The organism is Corynebacterium freneyi, assembly GCF_030408835.1.
GTDB classification, from domain to species: domain Bacteria; phylum Actinomycetota; class Actinomycetes; order Mycobacteriales; family Mycobacteriaceae; genus Corynebacterium; species Corynebacterium freneyi.
This window is the reverse complement of record NZ_CP047357.1, coordinates 2,411,419-2,435,448: the sequence shown is the minus strand read 5'-3', so window position 1 is coordinate 2,435,448 and position 24,030 is coordinate 2,411,419. Positions and strand designations below refer to the sequence as shown.

Sequence of the window (24,030 nt, the reverse complement as noted above, 5' to 3'; positions counted from 1 at the left end):
TCACGGCACCCGCCGGAATCGAAGGAAGATCAGGAAGGCACCCATGACCTGGATCACCGAAGACCAGAAGATGCTCGCCGACACCATCGACGCGTACGTGGCCAAGCACATTGCGCCGTACGCCGCCGAGTGGGACGCGAACCACCATTTCCCCGTCGACGAGATGCGCGGCCTGGCCGAGCTCGGCGTCGGCGCCCTCTACTGCTCCGAGGACCACGGAGGCACGGGGCTGACCCGTTCCGACGGCGTGGTGGTGTTCAACCGCATCGCCCGCGGCTGCCCGGTGACGTCGGCGTTCCTGTCGATCCACAACATGGTGACGTGGATGGTCGACGAGTTCGGCACCGAGGAGCAGCGCGCGGAGTTCGTTCCGCGGTTGGCGTCGATGGAGGTTTTGGGTTCGTACTGCCTCACCGAGCCCGACGCCGGTTCCGATGCGGCGTCGCTGTCGACGCGCGCGGTCAAGGACGGTGACGAGTGGGTGCTCGACGGCGTGAAGCAGTTCATCTCCGGTGCCGGCGCCTCGGACGTCTACCTGGTCATGGCCCGCACGGGCGCCGAGGGCGCGAAGGGCATCTCGGCGTTCCTGGTGGACAAGGGCACCCCGGGCCTGTCCTTCGGCCCGAACGAGAAGAAGATGGGCTGGCGCAATCAGCCGACCGCGCAGGTCATGTTCGACGGGGTGCGCATCCCGGCCGACCGCCTCATCGGCGGCGAGGGGGGCCTGGGCAAGGGCTTCACCATGGCGATGCGGGGTCTCAACGGCGGCCGCATCAACATCGCGGCCTGTGCGTTGGGCGGCGCGGAGTTCGCCTTCGGCCGCGCGGTGTCCTACCTGCGGGACCGCAAGGCGTTCGGCGGCACGCTCATCGACAATGATGCGCTGCGCCACCGCATCGCCGACATGGCAGCGGGCCTGCAGTCGTCGCGTCTGATGCTGTCGCATGCGGCCAATGCGCTGGACACGAAGGCCCCGGGGTACCCGGAGGCGTGCGCGATGGCGAAGCTGCACGTCACCGAGACGTGTTTCCACGTCGCCGACGAGGCCCTGCAGTTGCACGGCGGCTACGGCTACCTGGAGGAGTACGACGTCGAGCGCATCGTCCGCGATCTGCGCGTCATGCGGATCCTCGAGGGCACCAACGAAATCATGCGCATGATGCTCGGTCGCGCCGCCGCCAAGGGCGCGCTGACCTTCTAGACCTTTCAGATCTTCCGGCCCCGCCGGCCCCGCCGGCCCCGCCGACTCCGGTCGGTCCGGGTCGGCTCCGTTGCGGCACCGATTGCTTGACGACGACCCACCCCCACACACGAGGAGCGAGAATCCAGATGAGCACCACCGACATCCGCACCGTGGCCGTCATCGGCCTGGGCAACATGGGCGGCCCGATGGCCGTGAACCTGGCCAAGGCGGGCCTTGACGTCCATGGCTCCGATCCGTCGCCGGAGGCGCGCCAGACCGCCGCCGACGGAGGCGTGACCGTCCACGAATCCGCCGTCGACGCGGTTGCGGCGGCCGACGCCGTGGTGACGATGCTGCCGAACGGGAAGATCGTCGGCGCCGTCTACGACGAGCTGCTGCCGGTCACGCCGGCCGGGGCGCTGTTCATCGATTCGTCGACGATCGCCGTCGACGACGCCCGGGAGCTGTCCGCCCGCGTCGCGGCGGCCGGCCACCGGCACGTCGACGCCCCGGTGTCCGGGGGAATCTCGGGCGCGGCGGCGGGCACGTTGGCCTTCATGGTCGGCGGCGACGAGGCCGACGTCGAGCGCGCCCGCCCGGTCCTCGAGCACATGGGCCGTTCCATCGTGCACTGCGGCGACTCCGGCGCCGGTCAGGCCGCGAAGGTGTGCAACAACATGGTCCTGGCCGTCGAACAGATCGCCATCGGCGAGGCGATGTTGCTCGGCGATAAGCTGGGCCTGACCCCGGAGGCGTTCCACGAGGTCGTCTCCAACTCCACCGGCGCCTGCTGGGCGTTGACGGTCAACTGCCCGGTTCCGGGTCCGGTGCCGACGTCGCCGGCGAACAACGGTTTCAAGCCGGGCTTCGCCACCGCCCTGATGGACAAGGACCTCGGCCTGGCCGAGCACGCCCTGGACACCGCCGGCACCTCGGCGCCGATGGGGCGGCTGGCCCGCGAGCTCTACTCGCGATTCCTGGCGGACGGCAACGGCGGCCTGGACTTTTCTGCCATCATTGAACAGACCCGGGCCGATGGCGCGGCCTCCGACGAAAGGAACTAGAAAAACCAATGTCCGAAGGCACCTACGAAACCATCCTGACCTCCGTCGAGGGGCGCGTGGCCACGATCACGCTGAACCGCCCGAAGGCGCTCAACGCGCTGAACACGACGGTGATGAACGAGCTGGCCGACGCGGTGGAGGGCTTCGACCGCGACCACGGCATCGGCGCCATCGTGATCATCGGCTCCGAGAAGGCTTTCGCCGCCGGCGCCGACATCAAGGAGATGAAGGACCTTTCGTACAAGGACGTCTACCTGGACGACCTTTTCGGCGGCTGGGATCGCCTGTCCCGCGTGCGCACGCCGATCATTTCCGCGGTGTCCGGCTACGCGCTGGGCGGCGGCTGCGAGCTGGCGATGATGGGCGACATCATCCTGGCCGCGGACAACGCCAAGTTCGGTCAGCCGGAGATCACCCTGGGCGTCATCCCCGGCATGGGCGGTTCGCAGCGCCTGACCAAGGCCGTGGGCAAGTACAAGGCCATGGATCTGGTGCTCACCGGCCGCATGATGGACGCGGAGGAAGCCGAGCGTTCGGGCCTGGTGTCGCGCATCCTGCCGTTGGAGGGCTTCGCCGAGGAAGTCGCGAAGATCGCGGAGAAGGTGGCGAACATGCCGCTGACCGCGTCCTACATCGCCACCGACGCCGTTGACCGCGCGCTGGAGACCACGCTGACCGAGGGCATCCACTACGAGCGCCGCGTGTTCTACTCGCTGTTCTCCACCGCCGACAAGTACGAGGGCATGAACGCCTTCGCGGACAAGCGCAAGCCCGAGTGGGAGCGCTGATCGGCGGCCTCGGGTAGTCCGGGACGAAGTCGTACGGGGCCGGCCGTCGTCAAGCAGGATGTGCTTGACGACGACCGGTCCCGCCCCGTTTCCGCCGGTCGCCCCGCATGCCCCGGGGGTGGGAAACGGGCCCGCGACGGTCACCCCGGGAACGCGAATGGAGATATTTCCGTATCGCGGGGGTGGGATATCCGCCAAAATTGTGAGGATCGCCTCAATGCAGGGGCACCCTTTTGGAGGGTATAGTTTCCGGTGTACGGAAATGCGCCCCCCGCTCGGGGCCACCTGGCGGTGGGCGGCAGGTAGGGCAGCAGGAGGCACGTTCATGGATCCCCACCGAATTCTGGACGACGACGAGGTAGTCAAGTCGTCTCTGGTCACCCTGAAGAACGCGACCGGGATCCCGGTGACCATGTACGCCGACGTGATCGACGGCGGAAAGATGCAGATCAGCCACTGGGTGGGGCTGCGCACCCCGGCGTTGCACAACCTCATCGTCGAATCCGGTGCCGGCGTCGGCGGCCGGGTGATGTCGACCCGCCGGCCCGTCGGCGTCAGCGACTACCTCCGGGCGAAGGTGATCACCCACGAGTACGACCAGAACATCAAGGACGAGGGCCTGCATTCCCTCGTCGCGGTGCCGGTCATCGTGGCCCGTCAGGTGCGCGGCGTGCTGTACGCGGGCGTGCATTCGTCGGTGCGGCTGGGCGACAAGGTGCTCGAGGAGGTCACCATGACCGCCCGCTGCCTGGAGCAGGATCTGTCGGTGGCCGACGCGTGCCGCAACATGGACCGAGCCTCCGGCGGCAAGGGCGGCCGCGTCATGAACGGCGCGGAGTGGGAGCAGGTGCGCTCCACCCATTCGAAGCTGCGCATGCTGGCCAACCGCGTCGACGACGAGAAGCTGCGCCAGGAGCTCGAGGAACTGTGCGACCAGATGGTCACGCCCGTGCGGGTGAAGCAGACCACGAAGCTGTCGGCCCGTGAGCTCGACGTCCTGGCCTGCGTGGCGTTGGGCCACACCAACGTCGAGGCGGCGGAGGAGATGGGCATCGGCGCCGAGACCGTGAAGTCCTACCTGCGGTCGGTGATGCGCAAGCTCGGCGCCCACACCCGCTATGAAGCCGTCAACGCCGCGCGTCGCATCGGCGCCCTGCCCTGACGGCGGGCGCGGTTTCGCGCAGCGTGTTTCGCGTGACGACGGGTCGGCGTGGGGGCCGGGCCGCCGTCACGCGTCGTCGTTGCCTTGGGTGGAGGAGTCGGATCCGCGTTCGCCGCCCGGCACCCACAGCACGTCATCGCCGTCGTTGGCGACGCGGGAGAGGATAAACAGCAGGTCGGACAGCCGGTTGAGGTATTTCGCCGGCCATGGCGACGTGGTGTCCGGGAATTCGCGCACCGCGGTCCAGGCCCTGCGCTCCGCCCGGCGGGCGACGACGCGCGCCGAATGCAGCAGCGCGCCGGCCTTCGTGCCGCCCGGGAGGATGAAGGACTTCAGCGACGGCAGGTCCTCGTTGAAGGAATCGCACCACCGCTCCAGCTGGGTGACGTAGTCCTCCGTGATGCGCAGCGGCGGGTACTCCGGGTCGGCTTCGATCGGGGTGGCCAAGTCGGCGCCGGCGTCGAAAAGGTCGTTTTGGATGTGGCGCAGCACCGCGGCGATGTCCTCGGACGGTTCGCCGAGCGCCAGGACCTGGCCGATGGCCGCGTTGGCTTCGTCGCAATCGGCGTACGCCTCCAGGCGCGGGTCGTCTTTGGGGACGCGGCTGAAATCGGACAGGCCCGTGGTGCCGTCGTCGCCCGTGCGGGTGTAAATGCGGGTCAGGTGAACGGACATGGCCCCACTCTAGGCGGCGCTTGCGGCGGTGGTGGGGGAAGGAGCGGCGGCCGCGGGGGAAGTCGCGGCGGCGACGGCGAAAGTGTGGTTTCGTGGGGGCCGTGGCGAATGAACGATTCCTGGTCAAGGGCGGCGCGCGGCTGAGCGGACAGGTCCGCGTGTCCGGCGCGAAGAACTCCGTGCTCAAGTTGATGGGTGCGGCGCTGTTGGCGGAGGGCACCACGGTGCTGACAAACTGCCCGGCCATCGACGACGTGCCGCTCATGCAGAAGGTCCTCGAGGGGCTCGGGTGCACCGTCGAGCGCGAGGGCGACGTCGTGCGCATCGACACTCCAGCCGAGCTGTCGCCGCAGGCGGACTTCGACGCGGTGCGCCAGTTCCGCGCGTCTGTGTGCGTGCTCGGCCCGCTGACCGCGCGGTGCCGCAAGGCCATCGTCGCCCTGCCCGGCGGTGACGCCATCGGTTCGCGGCCGTTGGACATGCATCAGTCGGGTCTGGAGAAGCTCGGCGCCCGGACGTACATCAACCACGGGTGCGTCGTGGCCGAGGCCGATGGGCTCACCGGCGGGCACATTTCGTTGGACTTCCCGTCGGTCGGTGCCACGGAGAACATCCTCACCGCCGCCGTGCTCGCGAAGGGGCGCACGGTGCTGGACAACGCGGCGCGAGAGCCGGAGATCGTCGACCTGTGCGACATGCTCGTGGCCATGGGCGCCCGCATCCAGGGCGCCGGTTCGAACACCATCACCGTCGATGGGGTGGAGAAGCTGACCCCGACGCAGCATGAGGTCGTCGGCGACCGCATCGTCGCCGGCACGTGGGCGTACGCGGCGGCGATGACCGGCGGCGACGTCACCGTCGGCGGCATCAGCCCGGCTCACCTGCATCTGGCCCTGGAGAAGTTGAAGAACGCCGGGGCGCAGGTGGAGACCTACGGGTCGGGATTCCGCGTGCGCATGGAGGGCCGGGCGAAGGCCGTGAATTACCAGACCCTGCCGTTCCCGGGGTTCCCCACGGACCTGCAGCCCATGGCCATTGCGTTGGCGGCGGTGAGCGAGGGCGTCAGCGTGCTCACCGAGAACGTCTTCGAGTCCCGTTTCCGGTTCGTCGACGAGATGATTCGCCTGGGCACCGACGCGACCGTCGACGGCCACCACGTGATGATCCGCGGCAAGGAGCGTCTGAGTTCGGCTCCCGTGTGGTCGTCGGACATTCGCGCCGGCGCCGGATTGGTGCTGGCGGGATTGTGCACCGAGCCCGGCGACGTCACGGAGGTCCACGACGTCTATCACATCGATCGCGGCTACCCGACGTTCGTGGAGACGCTCAATTCGCTCGGCGCCGACATCGAGCGCGTGCGGTAGCGCTGAACTGCGGAGTGACCTGGCGTTTTGCTTTGTTCGGCGCGGCGTGTGTAATGTTCTGGTGGTCAGCGCGACCGACACCGCAAGGTGATCGGGTCACTGGCTGGGGGAAGAGCGAGAAACATTCCGGTTCGAGCCGTTTGCGCGGCAGATTCCGGGTGTGGTAAGTTCTTCTCTTGCTGCTTGCGGCGCTGGGTGTGCCTGGTTGTTGTGGGTGTGCGTGTGTTTTTTGAGAACTCGATAGTGTGCCGATGTACTTTATTTTGTGTTGATTTGGTGAGTGCCAGGAGTTTCTGGTTGCTCTTTCTTTTCAACCTGTTTTTGTGTGCCTGCTCCTTCACCCTGTCGGGGTGGGTGCACTGTTTTTTCGGATATGAATGCCAGGCCAGCCCGTGTGGTTGGTTTGTCGTTTGTTTTTGCCGGTTTTGAGCTTTTCACTGAAATAGCTTTTGTGGAGAGTTTGATCCTGGCTCAGGACGAACGCTGGCGGCGTGCTTAACACATGCAAGTCGAACGGTAAGGCTCCAGCTTGCTGGGGTACACGAGTGGCGAACGGGTGAGTAACACGTGGGTGACCTGCCCCGCACTTCGGGATAAGCCTGGGAAACTGGGTCTAATACCGGATAGGACCGCATCGTGAGGATGTGGTGGAAAGTTTTTTCGGTGTGGGATGGGCCCGCGGCCTATCAGCTTGTTGGTGGGGTAATGGCCTACCAAGGCGGCGACGGGTAGCCGGCCTGAGAGGGTGGACGGCCACATTGGGACTGAGACACGGCCCAGACTCCTACGGGAGGCAGCAGTGGGGAATATTGCACAATGGGCGGAAGCCTGATGCAGCGACGCCGCGTGGGGGATGACGGCCTTCGGGTTGTAAACTCCTTTCACCATCGACGAAGGTTTTCTGACGGTAGATGGAGAAGAAGCACCGGCTAACTACGTGCCAGCAGCCGCGGTAATACGTAGGGTGCGAGCGTTGTCCGGAATTACTGGGCGTAAAGAGCTCGTAGGTGGTTTGTCGCGTCGTCTGTGAAATTCCGGGGCTTAACTCCGGGCGTGCAGGCGATACGGGCATAACTTGAGTACTGTAGGGGAGACTGGAATTCCTGGTGTAGCGGTGAAATGCGCAGATATCAGGAGGAACACCGGTGGCGAAGGCGGGTCTCTGGGCAGTAACTGACGCTGAGGAGCGAAAGCATGGGTAGCGAACAGGATTAGATACCCTGGTAGTCCATGCCGTAAACGGTGGGCGCTAGGTGTAGGGGTCTTCCACGACTTCTGTGCCGTAGCTAACGCATTAAGCGCCCCGCCTGGGGAGTACGGCCGCAAGGCTAAAACTCAAAGGAATTGACGGGGGCCCGCACAAGCGGCGGAGCATGTGGATTAATTCGATGCAACGCGAAGAACCTTACCTGGGCTTGACATATACGGGATCGCCGCAGAGATGTGGTTTCCCTTGTGGCTCGTATACAGGTGGTGCATGGTTGTCGTCAGCTCGTGTCGTGAGATGTTGGGTTAAGTCCCGCAACGAGCGCAACCCTTGTCTTATGTTGCCAGCACGTGATGGTGGGGACTCGTGAGAAACTGCCGGGGTCAACTCGGAGGAAGGTGGGGATGACGTCAAATCATCATGCCCCTTATGTCCAGGGCTTCACACATGCTACAATGGTCGGTACAGTGGGTTGCGATACCGTGAGGTGGAGCTAATCCCTTAAAGCCGGTCTCAGTTCGGATCGGGGTCTGCAACTCGACCCCGTGAAGTCGGAGTCGCTAGTAATCGCAGATCAGCAACGCTGCGGTGAATACGTTCCCGGGCCTTGTACACACCGCCCGTCACGTCATGAAAGTCGGTAACACCCGAAGCCAGTGGCCCAACCCTTTGTGGGGGGAGCTGTCGAAGGTGGGATCGGTGATTGGGACGAAGTCGTAACAAGGTAGCCGTACCGGAAGGTGCGGCTGGATCACCTCCTTTCTAAGGAGTTTGTTTTGTTAAGTCGGCCCTTGTGCTGGTTGTCCTGTGGACGCTGGTGGGGTCGCGTTTTTGGGTGGACGCTTGTACCGCATGGTGCGTCTTTGACACAAAGTGTTTGCAAGGTATGTCGGTGCGCTGTCGGGTGTCTGGGAAGACACCGTCTGCTGCCTTGTGCGTCAACCTGGTGGTTGGTGTGTGGGGTTGGTGGTTTGTTTTCCTTGGGGCGCTGGTTGCCTGCTGGCCGCAGTTGTGTGGTTGTGTGGGTTTCTGGTGGTGTTGTGTGAGAACTGGATAGTGGACGCGAGCATCTTGATTTTTCTGTAGATTTGTTCCATAACAGTTTATTCTGTTTGGTCGTTTGTGTGTTGTGTTGTAAGGGCACACGGTGGATGCCTTGGCATCAGGAGGCCGATGAAGGACGTGAGAGGCTGCGAAATGCCTCGGGGAGCTGCCAACTAAGCGTTGATCCGAGGGTGTCCGAATGGGGAAACCTGGCCGTCGTTGTGGGCGGTCGCCGTCAGATGAATTCATAGTCTGGTTGGTGGTTACGCGGGGAAGTGAAACATCTCAGTACCCGTAGGAAGAGAAAACAATTGTGATTCCGTTAGTAGTGGCGAGCGAACGCGGATGAGGCTAAACCGCATGCGTGTGATACCTGGCAGGGGTTGCGTGTGTGGTGTTGTGGGGTTTACGTGTGCATGGTCTGCCAGCTGTGCGCCAGCATTGGTTGTGGTTAGCGGAAAGTGCGTGGAATCGCCTGCCGTAGACGGTGAGAGCCCGGTACGTGAAAGCCATGGTCTGTTGGTTGCGTTTGTCCCCGAGTAGCAGCGGGCTCGTGGAATCTGCTGTGAATCTGCCGGGACCACCCGGTAAGCCTGAATACCTTCTGTGACCGATAGCGGATAGTACCGTGAGGGAATGGTGAAAAGTACCCCGGGAGGGGAGTGAAATAGTACCTGAAACCGTGTGCTTACAATCCGTCAGAGCCTCCTTTTGTGGGGTGATGGCGTGCCTTTTGAAGAATGAGCCTGCGAGTCAGCGGCACGTCGCGAGGTTAACCCGTGTGGGGTAGCCGTAGCGAAAGCGAATACTAACTAGTGTGTTGTCAGTGGCGTGTCCTGGACCCGAAGCGGGGTGATCTACCCATGGCCAGTGTGAAGCAGAGGTAAGACTCTGTGGAGGCGCGAACCCACTTAGGTTGAAAACTGAGGGGATGAGTTGTGGGTAGGGGTGAAAGGCCAATCAAACTCCGTGATAGCTGGTTCTCCCCGAAATGCATTTAGGTGCAGCGTCGTGTGTTTCCTCCTGGAGGTAGAGCTACTGGTTGGTTTAGCGGGACTATCATCTTAGCGACATCAGCCAAACTCCGAATGCCGGTGAGGTGAGAGCACGGCAGTGAGACTGCGGGGGATAAGCTTCGTAGTCGAGAGGGAAACAGCCCAGATCGCCGGCTAAGGCCCCTAAGGGTATGCTAAGTGGAAAAGGATGTGGGATCGCGAAGACAACCAGGAGGTTGGCTTAGAAGCAGCCATCCTTGAAAGAGTGCGTAATAGCTCACTGGTCGAGTGGTCCTGCGCCGACAATGTAGTGGGGCTCAAGCATACCGCCGAAGCCGCGGCAGTGACTTTGTGTTGCTGGGTAGGGGAGCGTCGTGTTCGGCTGTGAAGCTGCGGGGTGACCTGTGGTGGAGTGGACGCGAGTGAGAATGCAGGCATGAGTAGCGAATGAGGAGTGGAAACCTCCTCCGCCGGATGACCAAGGGTTCCTGGGCCAGGTTAATCCTCCCAGGGTGAGTCGGGACCTAAGGCGAGGCCGACAGGCGTAGTCGATGGACAACGGGTTGATATTCCCGTACCCGCGCAATCGCGCCCATGGTGAATCAGTGATACTAACCCTCCTGAAGCGTCCTTTCATCACCTTCGGGTGGTGTCTGGTTGTGGATGCAGGGGACCTGATCTGGTAGTAGCCAAGTGATGGGGTGACGCAGGAAGGTAGCCGTGCCACCTGATGGATGGTGGTGTAAGCGTGTAGCCGGCAGTCCAGGTAAATCCGGGCTGCGTTGGTGGTGAGACGTGATGCGTACCCGTTGTGGGGAAGTTGGTGATCCTATGCTGCCGAGAAAAGCCTCTAGCGAGTGGTTGTGCGGCCCGTACCCCAAACCGACACAGGTGGTCAGGTAGAGAATACTAAGGCGATCGGGTGAACTGTGGTTAAGGAACTCGGCAAAATGCCCCCGTAACTTCGGGAGAAGGGGGGCCGCGTGATGTCTATGCCCGTTGCGGCGGACGGCGTTGCGTGGCCGCAGAGAATAGAGGGAAGCGACTGTTTACTAAAAACACAGGTCCGTGCGAAGACGGGTAAGTCGATGTATACGGACTGACGCCTGCCCGGTGCTGGAAGGTTAAGAGGACCTGTTAGATCCTTTGTGGGTCGAAGCGGAGAATTTAAGCCCCAGTAAACGGCGGTGGTAACTATAACCATCCTAAGGTAGCGAAATTCCTTGTCGGGTAAGTTCCGACCTGCACGAATGGCGTAACGACTTCCCTGCTGTCTCAACCACAGACCCGGCGAAATTGCAGTACGAGTAAAGATGCTCGTTACGCGCGGCAGGACGAAAAGACCCCGGGACCTTCACTATAGCTTGGTATTGGTGTTCGGTTCGGTTTGTGTAGGATAGGTGGGAGACTGTGAAACCTCAACGCCAGTTGGGGTGGAGTCGTTGTTGAAATACCACTCTGATCGTATTGGATATCTAACCTTGGCCCGTGATCCGGGTTGGGGACAGTGCCTGGTGGGTAGTTTAACTGGGGCGGTTGCCTCCCAAAGAGTAACGGAGGCGCCCAAAGGTTCCCTCAGCCTGGTTGGCAATCAGGTGTTGAGTGTAAGTGCACAAGGGAGCTTGACTGTGAGACTGACAGGTCGAGCAGGTACGAAAGTAGGGACTAGTGATCCGGCACCGGCTTGTGGAAGCGGTGTCGCTCAACGGATAAAAGGTACCCCGGGGATAACAGGCTGATCTTCCCCAAGAGTCCATATCGACGGGATGGTTTGGCACCTCGATGTCGGCTCGTCGCATCCTGGGGCTGGAGTAGGTCCCAAGGGTTGGGCTGTTCGCCCATTAAAGCGGCACGCGAGCTGGGTTTAGAACGTCGTGAGACAGTTCGGTCTCTATCCGCCGCGCGCGTAGAAACTTGAGGAAGGCTGTCCCTAGTACGAGAGGACCGGGACGGACGTACCTCTGGTGTGCCAGTTGTTTCGCCAGGAGCATTGCTGGTTGGCTACGTACGGAAGGGATAACCGCTGAAAGCATCTAAGCGGGAAGCCTGTTCCAAGATCAGGTTTCGTTTGAGGTCCCCTGTAGATGACGGGGTTGATAGGCCGGAACTGTAAGCATGGTGACGTGTTGAGGTGACCGGTACTAATAGACCAAACAACAACACACTCACCCCCCTTTGTTGTGGGGTGTGCGGTTGACAATTCTGCGAGTAATGAGGAACCAGGTTTGGTTCGCGTCCACTATCCAGCGTCTGGGACAGCACCCCCGACCCTTGCCGGCCACCTGTGTGTGGTGGTTGGTGTGTGTGGTTGGTGTGTTCCCGTAGATCGTGTCGGTGGTTATAGCGGTGGGGTCACGCCCGGTCCCATTCCGAACCCGGAAGCTAAGCCCACCTGCGCCGATGGTACTGCACCTGGGAGGGTGTGGGAGAGTAGGTCACTGCCGGCCAATAACTTGTGTGAGGGAGTTTCCTTCGTTGTCGCCTGCCCCGTGGGGTTGGTGGTGGCGGGGGAGACTCCCTCTTTTTTTATTGTGTGGGGTGTGGTTGCTGCCGGTCCTTTTTTGGGGGTTGGCGGGGACCACGCTTTACGCGCCTCAAGAGGGCGTTTGCGTGTGGGGGAGGCGTTGCGGAGTCCTATGCGCACCGTGTCCGGGGCGAGGAGTGGGGCCGGCGCGGCGTTCAGGCTGACTGCAGACTGGCTCCGAGGCAAGCGGGGAGCGACCGGCGCCGGCGTCTCGATGCTGCGGCGCCGCGTCCGCGCATGACGGCTGTCGGTACCGGGTAACGATTAGCTCACCTGCATGTAACTGCATTGACCGCGAGGATGAATCGCGCACATGAATCGTGCAGAAGCCCAGGCGGCGCTTGAGATGGGCAGGCGCTGCTTGAGGGAAAGAGCAGCTGCGTAGGAGGCAACGGGAACACACTGGTGCCGGCGCACGGACGAGCGCTGGGGAGCACACGGGAGGGGACAACAAAACGGGCTCATCCGGATCTGGAGTGCGTAATTAGCGGGAAGTGATATGTCGGGGTGGCACAACATGTAGGGGCCCTGGCCGGTACAAGATGAGAGTTACCACACAACCATCTGACCGAACCAGGACCCTACGATGCAGCCTACGTTCAACCTCGTCGCCGACACCATTTGCCGCACCGCGGAGCTGGGATTAACGATCACCGATGCCGCGGATGCCGGCGAGTTCACGGTCATCAGTGCTCGTCCCATCGACTCCTGCGACAAGTGCCCGGGCTGCGGACACACAGGCCGGCTGCGTGATCACGTCGTGCGCCGGCTGACCGATCTTCCCGTCGTCGGCTTCCCCACCAGGTTGCAGGTACGCGTGCCGCGGTTCCTGTGCCTGAATCAGTCCTGTACCCAGCGGATCTACCAGGGCGAACTGGCCTGCGCCGAACGCGGGCGCACCGTCACTCGCCGGGTGACCCGCTGGATTCTGCAACGGTTGGCGATCGACAAAATGAGTATCTCCGCCACCGCCAAAGCCCTGGGCTTGGGCTGGGACCTGGTCAACGACCTCGCCCTGGATGCCTGCCGGCACCTGGTCTATGACGACCCCGGCCACCTTGCCGGGGTACGCGTGCTGGGCGTGGACGAGCACGTGTGGAAGCACACCCACCGGGCCGGTGAGCCGGACTCGTTCGTCACCGTGCTCGTCGACATCACCCCCGTCATCGACGGCGCCGGACCGGCCCGGTTGCTGGACATGGTCCCGGGTCGTAGCGCCGCGGTACTGAGCGATTGGCTCGGCCAGCGTGGGCAGGGCTTTCGCGACCGGGTCGAGGTTGTCACGATGGATGGGTTTGCCGGCTACGCCACCGCCACCAAACAGGCCCTGCCGCGGGCGCAGGCGGTGATGGATCCCTTTCACGTGGTGCACCTGGCCGCCGACAAGTTGACCGTGTGCCGGCAGCGCCTGCAGCGGATGACCACCGGGCGGCGGGGCAAGAAAAACGATCCGTTGTATAAGAACCGGAAAACCCTGTTGACCAGGATTGACTTCCTCACTGATCGACAGCATCGGCGACTCGAGCAACTGTGGGCCACCGACGAAGACTACGTGGCTTTGGAGGTGACGTGGTCGGTGTATCAGCAGATCATCGCCGCCTATCAGTACCCGAAGAAAGCCGAGGGCAAGAAGCTGATGCAGAAGGTGATCAGCACGCTGCGTTCATCGACGATGCCGAAGGGGTTAGAGGAGATTAAGCAGCTGGGAAACACGCTGTACCGGCGCCAGAAGGACGTGCTGGCGTATTTCGATATCGGCGCGTCCAACGGGCCCGTCGAGGCGATCAACGGGCGCCTGGAGCATCTGCGCGGCATCGCTCTGGGGTTCAAGAACCTCGGGCACTACATCTTGCGATCCTTGATCCACTCCGGACAGCTGCACACCAAGATCAACGCACTCTAAATCCTGAAGAGCCACAAAACGGGCCACGTCCATTGGACGTGGCCCGTGGCATGAACCGCTGGTTACTCGTTGCCCGTGGAGGAATTTGCACCGGTTCCGGGGACGTCACCGAAACCGTCATGGTCGTGGTCCTCGGAGTTGATGCCGCCGCGGAACGAGTCATGCGCGCTCGGCTTCGCGGTGTGCGGTGCACGCGTACCGGTGTTGAACGCGAGGTTCAGCAGGATCGCCGCGACCGCGCCGATGCAGATGCCCGAGGCCATGAACGTCTGCGCCCATGCGGGAAGCTGCGTGAACAGATCCGGCGCGACGGCCGGCAGCAACGCCAGGGCCAGGGGCACGCCGACGACGATGACGTTGGTATCGGTGAACTTCACCTTCGACAACGTGCGGACGCCGGAGGCGGCGACCATGCCGAACAGTGCGATGCCCGCGCCACCGAGTACGGGCGCGGGAATCGCGGCGACGAGCGCGGCCGTCTTCGGGATCAAACCGAGGATGACGAGCATGCCGCCGGCGACGGCCGTCACCCAGCGGGAGCGGACACCGGTGATCGACAGGACGCCGATGTTCTGTGCGAACGCGGTGTATTGGAACGTATTGAAAATGCCGCCGACGACCGTGGCGGCGCCGTCGGCACGCAAGGTGTCGGCGATGCGTCGGTCATCGACCTTGACGCCGGTGATCTCACCGATGGCGAGAACGTCGCCCGTCGCTTCGACCATGGTCACCAAGGACACGATGCACATCGCGAAGATGGCCGCGAAAATGAACTCGGGCAAACCGAAGTAGAAAGGCGTCGTCAAGCCGAACAGCGGGGAATCCTCAGTCGTCGACCAATCGACCATGCCAAGCGGGATGCACGCGACGAGGCCCGCCAGCATGCCCACCAACACCGCGATGCGCGACAGCCACGGAGGCCCCCACCTGTCGATGCAGATGATCAGCACCAGTACGCCGAAGGCCACGGCCAGATTCTGCGGAGTGCCGTAGGCGTCCGTGCCCTTGAGGTCGGCGCCACCGCCGACCCAGTCGGCCGCGACCGGCATCAGCGTCGTACCGATGATGAGGAGCACCGTGCCCGTCACCAGCGGAGGGAAGAAACGGAGGAGAGATGCGAAGAGCGGGGCGAAGAGCATCATGAAGATGCCCGAGGCGATGACCGAGCCGTAGATGGCCGGCACGCCGTACTGCGAACCGATGGTGACCATCGGAATCGCCGCCGAGAAGGTACACCCTTGAATCAACGGCAGCCGCACGCCGAAGCGCCAGATGCCCACGGACTGGACGATGGTGGCCAGGCCGGCGACGAAAAGGTCGGCGGCGATGAGGTGCGGGATGTCCGACGGCTGCATCTTGCCGGCGTCCACGAGGGCCCAACCGACGAAAAGCGGCACGGCGACCGCGCCCGCGTACGCCGCGAGTACATGCTGGAAGCCGAGGAGCAGCGCTTTCGCATGCCCCGGATACTGATCTACTGGATGGACTGCGGGCTTGGCCGCGACGTTGGAGGTGCTCACACAAGGAGCTTACGACGGCGATGAACGGTCGGTAAACACGTGACCGTGATGAGCTGGATAGCGGGGTTAGCCTGCGGTTTTGGTGTCCGCGGTGGTCGTGTGTAGTGTTACCGGGGCAAGCGAGACGCCGGGTTGGTGCCTGCAAGGGTGCTGGTCGGGCGGGGTGTTTGCGGGGAATTTACCTTCTGGTTGCGCCGAGTTTGACTTCGGTGGGGCGGGTGGTTTAAGATTCCTTCTTGCTGCTTGCGGCGCTGGGTGTGCCTGGTTGTTGTGGGTGTGCGTGTGTTTTTTGAGAACTCGATAGTGTGCCGATGTACTTTATTTTGTGTTGATTTGGTGAGTGCCAGGAGTTTCTGGTTGCTCTTTCTTTTCAACCTGTTTGGTGTGCCTGCTCCTTCACCCTGTCGGGGTGGGTGCACTGTTTTTTCGGATATGAATGCCAGGCCAGCCGAGTGTGGTTGGTTTGTCGTTTGTTTTTGCCGGTTTTGAGCTTTTCACTGAAATAGCTTTTGTGGAGAGTTTGATCCTGGCTCAGGACGAACGCTGGCGGCGTGCTTAACACATGCAAGTCGAACGGTAAGGCCCCAGCTTGCTGGGGTACACGAGTGGCGAACGGGTGAGTAACACGTGGGTGACCTGCCCCGCACTTCGGGATAAGCCTGGGAAACTGGGTCTAATACCGGATAGGACCGCATCGTGAGGATGTGGTGGAAAGTTTTTTCGGTGTGGGATGGGCCCGCGGCCTATCAGCTTGTTGGTGGGGTAATGGCCTACCAAGGCGGCGACGGGTAGCCGGCCTGAGAGGGTGGACGGCCACATTGGGACTGAGACACGGCCCAGACTCCTACGGGAGGCAGCAGTGGGGAATATTGCACAATGGGCGGAAGCCTGATGCAGCGACGCCGCGTGGGGGATGACGGCCTTCGGGTTGTAAACTCCTTTCACCATCGACGAAGGTTTTCTGACGGTAGATGGAGAAGAAGCACCGGCTAACTACGTGCCAGCAGCCGCGGTAATACGTAGGGTGCGAGCGTTGTCCGGAATTACTGGGCGTAAAGAGCTCGTAGGTGGTTTGTCGCGTCGTCTGTGAAATTCCGGGGCTTAACTCCGGGCGTGCAGGCGATACGGGCATAACTTGAGTACTGTAGGGGAGACTGGAATTCCTGGTGTAGCGGTGAAATGCGCAGATATCAGGAGGAACACCGGTGGCGAAGGCGGGTCTCTGGGCAGTAACTGACGCTGAGGAGCGAAAGCATGGGTAGCGAACAGGATTAGATACCCTGGTAGTCCATGCCGTAAACGGTGGGCGCTAGGTGTAGGGGTCTTCCACGACTTCTGTGCCGTAGCTAACGCATTAAGCGCCCCGCCTGGGGAGTACGGCCGCAAGGCTAAAACTCAAAGGAATTGACGGGGGCCCGCACAAGCGGCGGAGCATGTGGATTAATTCGATGCAACGCGAAGAACCTTACCTGGGCTTGACATATACGGGATCGCCGCAGAGATGTGGTTTCCCTTGTGGCTCGTATACAGGTGGTGCATGGTTGTCGTCAGCTCGTGTCGTGAGATGTTGGGTTAAGTCCCGCAACGAGCGCAACCCTTGTCTTATGTTGCCAGCACGTGATGGTGGGGACTCGTGAGAAACTGCCGGGGTCAACTCGGAGGAAGGTGGGGATGACGTCAAATCATCATGCCCCTTATGTCCAGGGCTTCACACATGCTACAATGGTCGGTACAGTGGGTTGCGATACCGTGAGGTGGAGCTAATCCCTTAAAGCCGGTCTCAGTTCGGATCGGGGTCTGCAACTCGACCCCGTGAAGTCGGAGTCGCTAGTAATCGCAGATCAGCAACGCTGCGGTGAATACGTTCCCGGGCCTTGTACACACCGCCCGTCACGTCATGAAAGTCGGTAACACCCGAAGCCAGTGGCCCAACCCTTTGTGGGGGGAGCTGTCGAAGGTGGGATCGGTGATTGGGACGAAGTCGTAACAAGGTAGCCGTACCGGAAGGTGCGGCTGGATCACCTCCTTTCTAAGGAGTTTTTTCTTAACAAGTCGGGTCACTGCGTGCCCCTGTGGGGTGGTGGTGGTCCGCATTTTTTGGGTGGACGCTTGCCGGCCGCATGGTGCGGTCTTTAACACGAAGTGTTTACAGGTATGTCGGTGCGCTGTCGGGTGTCTGGGAAGACACCGTCTGCTGCCTTGTGCGTCAACCTGGTGGTTGGTGTGTGGGGTTGGTGGTTTGTTTTTCCTTCTGGGCGCTGGTTGCCTGCTGGCCACGGTGTGTGGTTGGTGTGGTTTCTGGTGGTGTTGTGTGAGAACTGGATAGTGGACGCGAGCATCTTGATTTTTCTGTAGATTTGTTCCATAACAGTTTATTCTGTTTGGTCGTTTGTGTGTTGTGTTGTAAGGGCACACGGTGGATGCCTTGGCATCAGGAGGCCGATGAAGGACGTGAGAGGCTGCGAAATGCCTCGGGGAGCTGCCAACTAAGCGTTGATCCGAGGGTGTCCGAATGGGGAAACCTGGCCGTCGTTGTGGGCGGTCGCCGTCAGATGAATTCATAGTCTGGTTGGTGGTTACGCGGGGAAGTGAAACATCTCAGTACCCGTAGGAAGAGAAAACAATTGTGATTCCGTTAGTAGTGGCGAGCGAACGCGGATGAGGCTAAACCGCATGCGTGTGATACCTGGCAGGGGTTGCGTGTGTGGTGTTGTGGGGTTTACGTGTGCATGGTCTGCCAGCTGTGCGCCAGCATTGGTTGTGGTTAGCGGAAAGTGCGTGGAATCGCCTGCCGTAGACGGTGAGAGCCCGGTACGTGAAAGCCATGGTCTGTTGGTTGCGTTTGTCCCCGAGTAGCAGCGGGCTCGTGGAATCTGCTGTGAATCTGCCGGGACCACCCGGTAAGCCTGAATACCTTCTGTGACCGATAGCGGATAGTACCGTGAGGGAATGGTGAAAAGTACCCCGGGAGGGGAGTGAAATAGTACCTGAAACCGTGTGCTTACAATCCGTCAGAGCCTCCTTTTGTGGGGTGATGGCGTGCCTTTTGAAGAATGAGCCTGCGAGTCAGCGGCACGTCGCGAGGTTAACCCGTGTGGGGTAGCCGTAGCGAAAGCGAATACTAACTAGTGTGTTGTCAGTGGCGTGTCCTGGACCCGAAGCGGGGTGATCTACCCATGGCCAGTGTGAAGCAGAGGTAAGACTCTGTGGAGGCGCGAACCCACTTAGGTTGAAAACTGAGGGGATGAGTTGTGGGTAGGGGTGAAAGGCCAATCAAACTCCGTGATAGCTGGTTCTCCCCGAAATGCATTTAGGTGCAGCGTCGTGTGTTTCCTCCTGGAGGTAGAGCTACTGGTTGGTTTAGCGGGACTATCATCTTAGCGACATCAGCCAAACTCCGAATGCCGGTGAGGTGAGAGCACGGCAGTGAGACTGCGGGGGATAAGCTTCGTAGTCGAGAGGGAAACAGCCCAGATCGCCGGCTAAGGCCCCTAAGGGTATGCTAAGTGGAAAAGGATGTGGGATCGCGAAGACAACCAGGAGGTTGGCTTAGAAGCAGCCATCCTTGAAAGAGTGCGTAATAGCTCACTGGTCGAGTGGTCCTGCGCCGACAATGTAGTGGGGCTCAAGCATACCGCCGAAGCCGCGGCAGTGACTTTGTGTTGCTGGGTAGGGGAGCGTCGTGTTCGGCTGTGAAGCTGCGGGGTGACCTGTGGTGGAGTGGACGCGAGTGAGAATGCAGGCATGAGTAGCGAATGAGGAGTGGAAACCTCCTCCGCCGGATGACCAAGGGTTCCTGGGCCAGGTTAATCCTCCCAGGGTGAGTCGGGACCTAAGGCGAGGCCGACAGGCGTAGTCGATGGACAACGGGTTGATATTCCCGTACCCGCGCAATCGCGCCCATGGTGAATCAGTGATACTAACCCTCCTGAAGCGTCCTTTCATCACCTTCGGGTGGTGTCTGGTTGTGGATGCAGGGGACCTGATCTGGTAGTAGCCAAGTGATGGGGTGACGCAGGAAGGTAGCCGTGCCACCTGATGGATGGTGGTGTAAGCGTGTAGCCGGCAGTCCAGGTAAATCCGGGCTGCGTTGGTGGTGAGACGTGATGCGTACCCGTTGTGGGGAAGTTGGTGATCCTATGCTGCCGAGAAAAGCCTCTAGCGAGTGGTTGTGCGGCCCGTACCCCAAACCGACACAGGTGGTCAGGTAGAGAATACTAAGGCGATCGGGTGAACTGTGGTTAAGGAACTCGGCAAAATGCCCCCGTAACTTCGGGAGAAGGGGGGCCGCGTGATGTCTATGCCCGTTGCGGCGGACGGCGTTGCGTGGCCGCAGAGAATAGAGGGAAGCGACTGTTTACTAAAAACACAGGTCCGTGCGAAGACGGGTAAGTCGATGTATACGGACTGACGCCTGCCCGGTGCTGGAAGGTTAAGAGGACCTGTTAGATCCTTTGTGGGTCGAAGCGGAGAATTTAAGCCCCAGTAAACGGCGGTGGTAACTATAACCATCCTAAGGTAGCGAAATTCCTTGTCGGGTAAGTTCCGACCTGCACGAATGGCGTAACGACTTCCCTGCTGTCTCAACCACAGACCCGGCGAAATTGCAGTACGAGTAAAGATGCTCGTTACGCGCGGCAGGACGAAAAGACCCCGGGACCTTCACTATAGCTTGGTATTGGTGTTCGGTTCGGTTTGTGTAGGATAGGTGGGAGACTGTGAAACCTCAACGCCAGTTGGGGTGGAGTCGTTGTTGAAATACCACTCTGATCGTATTGGATATCTAACCTTGGCCCGTGATCCGGGTTGGGGACAGTGCCTGGTGGGTAGTTTAACTGGGGCGGTTGCCTCCCAAAGAGTAACGGAGGCGCCCAAAGGTTCCCTCAGCCTGGTTGGCAATCAGGTGTTGAGTGTAAGTGCACAAGGGAGCTTGACTGTGAGACTGACAGGTCGAGCAGGTACGAAAGTAGGGACTAGTGATCCGGCACCGGCTTGTGGAAGCGGTGTCGCTCAACGGATAAAAGGTACCCCGGGGATAACAGGCTGATCTTCCCCAAGAGTCCATATCGACGGGATGGTTTGGCACCTCGATGTCGGCTCGTCGCATCCTGGGGCTGGAGTAGGTCCCAAGGGTTGGGCTGTTCGCCCATTAAAGCGGCACGCGAGCTGGGTTTAGAACGTCGTGAGACAGTTCGGTCTCTATCCGCCGCGCGCGTAGAAACTTGAGGAAGGCTGTCCCTAGTACGAGAGGACCGGGACGGACGTACCTCTGGTGTGCCAGTTGTTTCGCCAGGAGCATTGCTGGTTGGCTACGTACGGAAGGGATAACCGCTGAAAGCATCTAAGCGGGAAGCCTGTTCCAAGATCAGGTTTCGTTTGAGGTCCCCTGTAGATGACGGGGTTGATAGGCCGGAACTGTGAGCATGGTGACGTGTTGAGGTGACCGGTACTAATAGACCAAACAACAACACACGCATCTCTTTGTGGGGTGTGCGGTTGACATTTTCTACGTAACGAGAAGGACCAAGAGTTTTGGTTCGCGTCCACTATCCAGCGTCTGGGACAGCACCCCCGACCCTTGCCGGCCACCTGTGTGTGGTGGTTGGTGTGTGTGGTTGGTGTGTTCCCGTAGATCGTGTCGGTGGTTATAGCGGTGGGGTCACGCCCGGTCCCATTCCGAACCCGGAAGCTAAGCCCACCTGCGCCGATGGTACTGCACCTGGGAGGGTGTGGGAGAGTAGGTCACCGCCGGCCAATAACTTGTTTGCGTGGAGCGTGGTTTCCGCTGATTCCCTGTGTGGGGGTTGGCGGGGACCACGCTTCACGCATTTCTGGGGGCGCTTGCGTGTGGGCGGGCCGGCGGGGCCCGTCTTTTTTGTGTGTGGGGCGCGGTTCCGGCTGATTGCCTGTGGGGGGTTGGTGTGGGGGCGACTGATCTTCGCTGCCCGCCGCTGCGATCAAGACTAAGCTATGCTACTTTTCCGCTTAGGTCCTATGGGCCGGGTTGGTGCTTGCATCGTCTCAAATCCGACTGGGTTTCTGGAGGCATGTAACCCTGTTAATGTGCGCCGAAATGCGAAGGCAACCGGTCGAGGGGAGGTGGAAGCGTGGATAACGCGCGTAAAGTTGAAAAGATCCTGGAAGAGTATCAGTTGGAGCTTCCGGAAGAGTATGTCGGTTTTCTGAGTGGCTTCAATCGTTGGGTTCGGGCGGAACTGGACTCAAGAAGCGATGTGCTCACTCGTGACGACTGGGCTTTTCCCGGGGTTGATTTCCTTGCGAAGAGCGTGGATATTCAAGGTGTGAGCGAAAGGCCTTGGTTCAATGTTCTTGGTTCCTATTTGGAGGCCATCAAAGCGAGGGGCGGGCAGATGCGAGCCGATAGTGGTCTGGTCCTCGAAGAGGATGATGTCTTAAAGATGTTCGCTTTTGCAGAAGACGAGGGTGACCTCTTGTGTTTTGATATGGCGAATAATTTTAAGGTAGCTTTGTTCTTGCATGAAGAAGCGCGGGTAGTGTCTACTGAAGAGTCTTTCGCTGATATTCTTAGTTCGTTGGACATATTCTATCAAGAATAGTGTTTCAGCTTTGTTCCGGCCGGTAATCGGTTAAGCGGAAACGGTGACGCACCCGTCGCGCATGTCCTCTGGCACAATATGCGGCATGAGCGAACCCATTTCCGGCTTCGATGCCCGGCCCGACTACGATGCCGCCGCCGAGGGCTTCACGCCCGTGACCACCGACGCCGGCAAGCTCCGCCAGTTGGTGGAGTACCTGGAGGAGCACGTCCCCGCCTATTCGACGACGGCCACCGTTCCGTGGGAGGGCTCCGCCGACGAGGTAGCCGCCGCTCGAGCCTCGGCGAACGACAGGGCCGCGCGGCTGCCGGACCACATCGTCCACGCATCGATGCTCGTTCTCGGCGCCGGCGTCGACCACACGCTTCCGTTTGTGGCCTACGGCGGCGCCGACGCGTCGTTTGACGATCTGGCCGTCTCGGGGGAGGCCGCGGAGATCCCGGTGCGCGTTTTCGTCCCGAAGAATCCGACGGGCGCCGTGGTCGTCGCGGCGCACGGCGGTGCCTGGTGGATGGGCGACGGCAGCGCCCGCGACGGCGTCTTCGGCCCTGATTGCGCGGCGCTGGCCCAGCGCTCCGGGGCGGTGGTCGTCGACGTCGACGTGCGTCTGGCCCCCGAACACCCGATGCCGGCTGCGGCGGAAGATCTCGTCGCCGTCGTGCGGTGGGTGGCGGAGCAGGCTGCGGCACCGGCGGGGCAGCGGGATCGATTGCTTTGCGACGTCCCGATCGACGCGTCGAAGATCGTCCTGTGGGGCCGGTCCTCCGGGGCCCACGCCTGCGTCATCGCCGCGAGAATGCTCGCCGAGGGGGCCGGGAAGGCGGGGGAGCAGAGCCCGCCGCTGTCGTCGGTGGCGTTGACGGCGCCGTCCCTGGATCTGCGCGGCCGGGCCGCGACGATGCTGCGCGCGGTCTTCGGCACCGAGGACGCGACCGATCCGTCGGTGTCCCCGGCGCTGGGCGACGTGTCCTTCCTGGACACCGTCTACGTCCAGACGGGCACGGAGGACACGACCGTCGCCGGCGGCCCGGAACTCGTGGCGAAGGTGACGGAAGCAGGCGGGACGGCGGTGCTCGACGAGTATCTGGCCACCCACACCGTGGCGCAGCCGTCGGTGCAGCGGGTGCGCATCACGGATCTGGCCCGACACATTCTCGACGCGACCTGTACGCGGCGCGAGGTGCCGGCGGATGCGGCGGGCGAATACGACAAGGATGCGGTCGACCGCGCCAACGAGGAGTCCTGGGGCCGCTGAATTCTGGCGTCGCTGAGGTCCGACGCCGCTGAACTCCAGGGGCGCCGAGTTCCGAAGTCCCGCGGTCAGAGTCCCGCGGTCAGAGCACCAGCAGGTCGAACTTGGTGGCGCGGACGTCGGCGACGCGGTCGAGGTTGTCGCGCAACAACTGCCAGTCGCCTTCGGGGATGGAACGTTCGGCGTCGCGTCGGATGCGCGACGACGGCGTCGCCCAGGCGATGGGCACCGGCGTGATCTGGTCCCAATGATCGCGGCCGCGGCGGTGCTTGCCGCCCACGGCCACCGAGGGCACGCGCGCTCCGACGGTGCGGGGAGTGCCCGACACCTTCGACACGGTGCGCAACACCAGGGCACGGCGGGGCTCGGCGCCTTCCTCGGAGGCGGTGTCCACCAGCGCCATGAGCGTCATGGTGCGCGGGTCGACTTCGGCGATCATGGCCGGGGCCAACGGCCACGTATCGTACAGGTCCTGCGGCGTGCCGGTCGTGCCGGGCAGGGTCACCGCCACCCACGCGCACATGGTGCCGAAGGTGATGGACAGGATGCCCAGGAACAGCCCGACCCCGGACGCGCCCAGCATCCACAGCGCCAGCCCGCCGCCGACCCACAGCAGCACGGCCATGATCGCGGCGGACAGGCGCAGGCGCTTGCCGTCGCGGAAGTATTCGTTGTTGGCGGCGTTGTGGGCTTCGTCGACGGTGAAGTCGAAGCTCATCGGATGTTCCTCTCCGGGGGTTCGGGGCGGGATATTCGGGCCCGCCGCGGCAA

11 protein-coding genes and 6 rRNA genes are annotated in these 24,030 nt (G+C 61.7%); 14 read left to right on the top strand and 3 right to left on the bottom strand.

Going from position 1 to position 24,030, the window contains the following annotated elements:
- Positions 1 to 43 precede the first annotated feature (43 nt).
- The 4 genes from CFREN_RS10875 (at position 44) to ramA (ending at position 4,197) form a co-directional block, all read left to right on the top strand.
- Positions 44 to 1,201, top strand: coding sequence for an acyl-CoA dehydrogenase family protein (locus CFREN_RS10875; RefSeq protein ID WP_070523048.1), 1,158 nt, complete (start codon positions 44 to 46; stop codon positions 1,199 to 1,201).
- Positions 1,202 to 1,329: 128 nt separating this feature from the next.
- A complete protein-coding gene (gene mmsB, locus CFREN_RS10870) occupies positions 1,330 to 2,247 on the top strand; it encodes a 3-hydroxyisobutyrate dehydrogenase (protein WP_141743070.1) in 918 nt (305 codons plus the stop codon).
- Between the two features lie 8 nt (positions 2,248 to 2,255).
- The gene (locus CFREN_RS10865) at positions 2,256 to 3,035 is read left to right on the top strand and encodes an enoyl-CoA hydratase (protein WP_070523041.1); all 780 of its coding nucleotides are present in this window, start codon (positions 2,256 to 2,258) and stop codon (positions 3,033 to 3,035) included.
- Positions 3,036 to 3,360: 325 nt separating this feature from the next.
- Positions 3,361 to 4,197, top strand: a complete 837-nt coding sequence (ramA, locus tag CFREN_RS10860) for an acetate metabolism transcriptional regulator RamA (protein ID WP_035122738.1) — start codon at positions 3,361 to 3,363, stop codon at positions 4,195 to 4,197.
- Between the two features lie 66 nt (positions 4,198 to 4,263).
- On the opposite strand, the gene CFREN_RS10855 is transcribed toward ramA, so the two are convergent.
- Positions 4,264 to 4,872, bottom strand: a complete 609-nt coding sequence (locus tag CFREN_RS10855; protein WP_070523038.1) for a cob(I)yrinic acid a,c-diamide adenosyltransferase — start codon at positions 4,870 to 4,872, stop codon at positions 4,264 to 4,266.
- Between the two features lie 101 nt (positions 4,873 to 4,973).
- Here CFREN_RS10855 and murA point away from each other — a divergent pair, with 101 nt between their 5' ends.
- The 5 genes from murA to CFREN_RS10830 all read left to right on the top strand — a co-directional run bounded on the left by murA (position 4,974) and on the right by CFREN_RS10830 (position 13,909).
- Positions 4,974 to 6,236, top strand: a complete 1,263-nt coding sequence (murA, locus tag CFREN_RS10850; RefSeq protein ID WP_209651994.1) for a UDP-N-acetylglucosamine 1-carboxyvinyltransferase — start codon at positions 4,974 to 4,976, stop codon at positions 6,234 to 6,236.
- A 448-nt stretch (positions 6,237 to 6,684) separates the two neighbouring features.
- Positions 6,685 to 8,205 (top strand): 16S ribosomal RNA (locus CFREN_RS10845).
- Between the two features lie 361 nt (positions 8,206 to 8,566).
- Positions 8,567 to 11,648 (top strand): 23S ribosomal RNA (locus CFREN_RS10840).
- 164 nt (positions 11,649 to 11,812) lie between these two features.
- Positions 11,813 to 11,929: ribosomal RNA gene (gene rrf, locus CFREN_RS10835) — 5S ribosomal RNA — on the top strand.
- Together the 16S, 23S and 5S rRNA genes form the textbook arrangement of a ribosomal RNA operon.
- A gap of 663 nt (positions 11,930 to 12,592) precedes the next feature.
- Positions 12,593 to 13,909 carry an ISL3 family transposase gene (locus tag CFREN_RS10830; protein ID WP_209651995.1) on the top strand — a complete coding sequence of 439 codons (1,317 nt, stop codon included), beginning with the start codon at positions 12,593 to 12,595 and terminating at the stop codon, positions 13,907 to 13,909.
- Between the two features lie 62 nt (positions 13,910 to 13,971).
- On the opposite strand, the gene CFREN_RS10825 is transcribed toward CFREN_RS10830, so the two are convergent.
- Positions 13,972 to 15,429 (bottom strand): nucleobase:cation symporter-2 family protein, encoded by a 1,458-nt coding sequence (locus CFREN_RS10825; RefSeq protein WP_209651997.1) that lies wholly within the window; start codon positions 15,427 to 15,429, stop codon positions 13,972 to 13,974.
- A 508-nt stretch (positions 15,430 to 15,937) separates the two neighbouring features.
- Between CFREN_RS10825 and CFREN_RS10820 the strand changes: the two genes are divergently transcribed.
- The 5 genes from CFREN_RS10820 to CFREN_RS10800 all read left to right on the top strand — a co-directional run bounded on the left by CFREN_RS10820 (position 15,938) and on the right by CFREN_RS10800 (position 23,262).
- Positions 15,938 to 17,458: ribosomal RNA gene (locus CFREN_RS10820) — 16S ribosomal RNA — on the top strand.
- Between the two features lie 363 nt (positions 17,459 to 17,821).
- Positions 17,822 to 20,903: ribosomal RNA gene (locus CFREN_RS10815) — 23S ribosomal RNA — on the top strand.
- 163 nt (positions 20,904 to 21,066) lie between these two features.
- A 5S ribosomal RNA gene (gene rrf, locus CFREN_RS10810) occupies positions 21,067 to 21,183 on the top strand.
- A gap of 353 nt (positions 21,184 to 21,536) precedes the next feature.
- Positions 21,537 to 22,007: a hypothetical protein gene (locus CFREN_RS10805; RefSeq protein ID WP_209651998.1), complete on the top strand. Its 471-nt coding sequence runs from the start codon at positions 21,537 to 21,539 to the stop codon at positions 22,005 to 22,007.
- A gap of 85 nt (positions 22,008 to 22,092) precedes the next feature.
- Positions 22,093 to 23,262 (top strand): alpha/beta hydrolase, encoded by a 1,170-nt coding sequence (locus CFREN_RS10800; protein WP_209652000.1) that lies wholly within the window; start codon positions 22,093 to 22,095, stop codon positions 23,260 to 23,262.
- Between the two features lie 79 nt (positions 23,263 to 23,341).
- Here CFREN_RS10800 and CFREN_RS10795 read toward each other — a convergent pair whose 3' ends face one another.
- Positions 23,342 to 23,977 (bottom strand): DUF3239 domain-containing protein, encoded by a 636-nt coding sequence (locus CFREN_RS10795; protein ID WP_035123790.1) that lies wholly within the window; start codon positions 23,975 to 23,977, stop codon positions 23,342 to 23,344.
- Between the last annotated feature and the right edge of the window lie 53 nt (positions 23,978 to 24,030).

Excerpts from the sequence above, each read along its gene's own strand:
- CFREN_RS10875 (WP_070523048.1), top strand. The coding sequence starts at position 44 with ATGACCTGGATCACCGAAGACCAGAAGATGCTCGCCGACACCATCGAC.
- mmsB (WP_141743070.1), top strand. The coding sequence starts at position 1,330 with ATGAGCACCACCGACATCCGCACCGTGGCCGTCATCGGCCTGGGCAAC.
- CFREN_RS10865 (WP_070523041.1), top strand. The coding sequence starts at position 2,256 with ATGTCCGAAGGCACCTACGAAACCATCCTGACCTCCGTCGAGGGGCGC.
- ramA (WP_035122738.1), top strand. The coding sequence starts at position 3,361 with ATGGATCCCCACCGAATTCTGGACGACGACGAGGTAGTCAAGTCGTCT.
- CFREN_RS10855 (WP_070523038.1), bottom strand. The coding sequence starts at position 4,872 with ATGTCCGTTCACCTGACCCGCATTTACACCCGCACGGGCGACGACGGC.
- CFREN_RS10830 (WP_209651995.1), top strand. The coding sequence starts at position 12,593 with ATGCAGCCTACGTTCAACCTCGTCGCCGACACCATTTGCCGCACCGCG.
- CFREN_RS10800 (WP_209652000.1), top strand. The coding sequence starts at position 22,093 with ATGAGCGAACCCATTTCCGGCTTCGATGCCCGGCCCGACTACGATGCC.
- CFREN_RS10795 (WP_035123790.1), bottom strand. The coding sequence starts at position 23,977 with ATGAGCTTCGACTTCACCGTCGACGAAGCCCACAACGCCGCCAACAAC.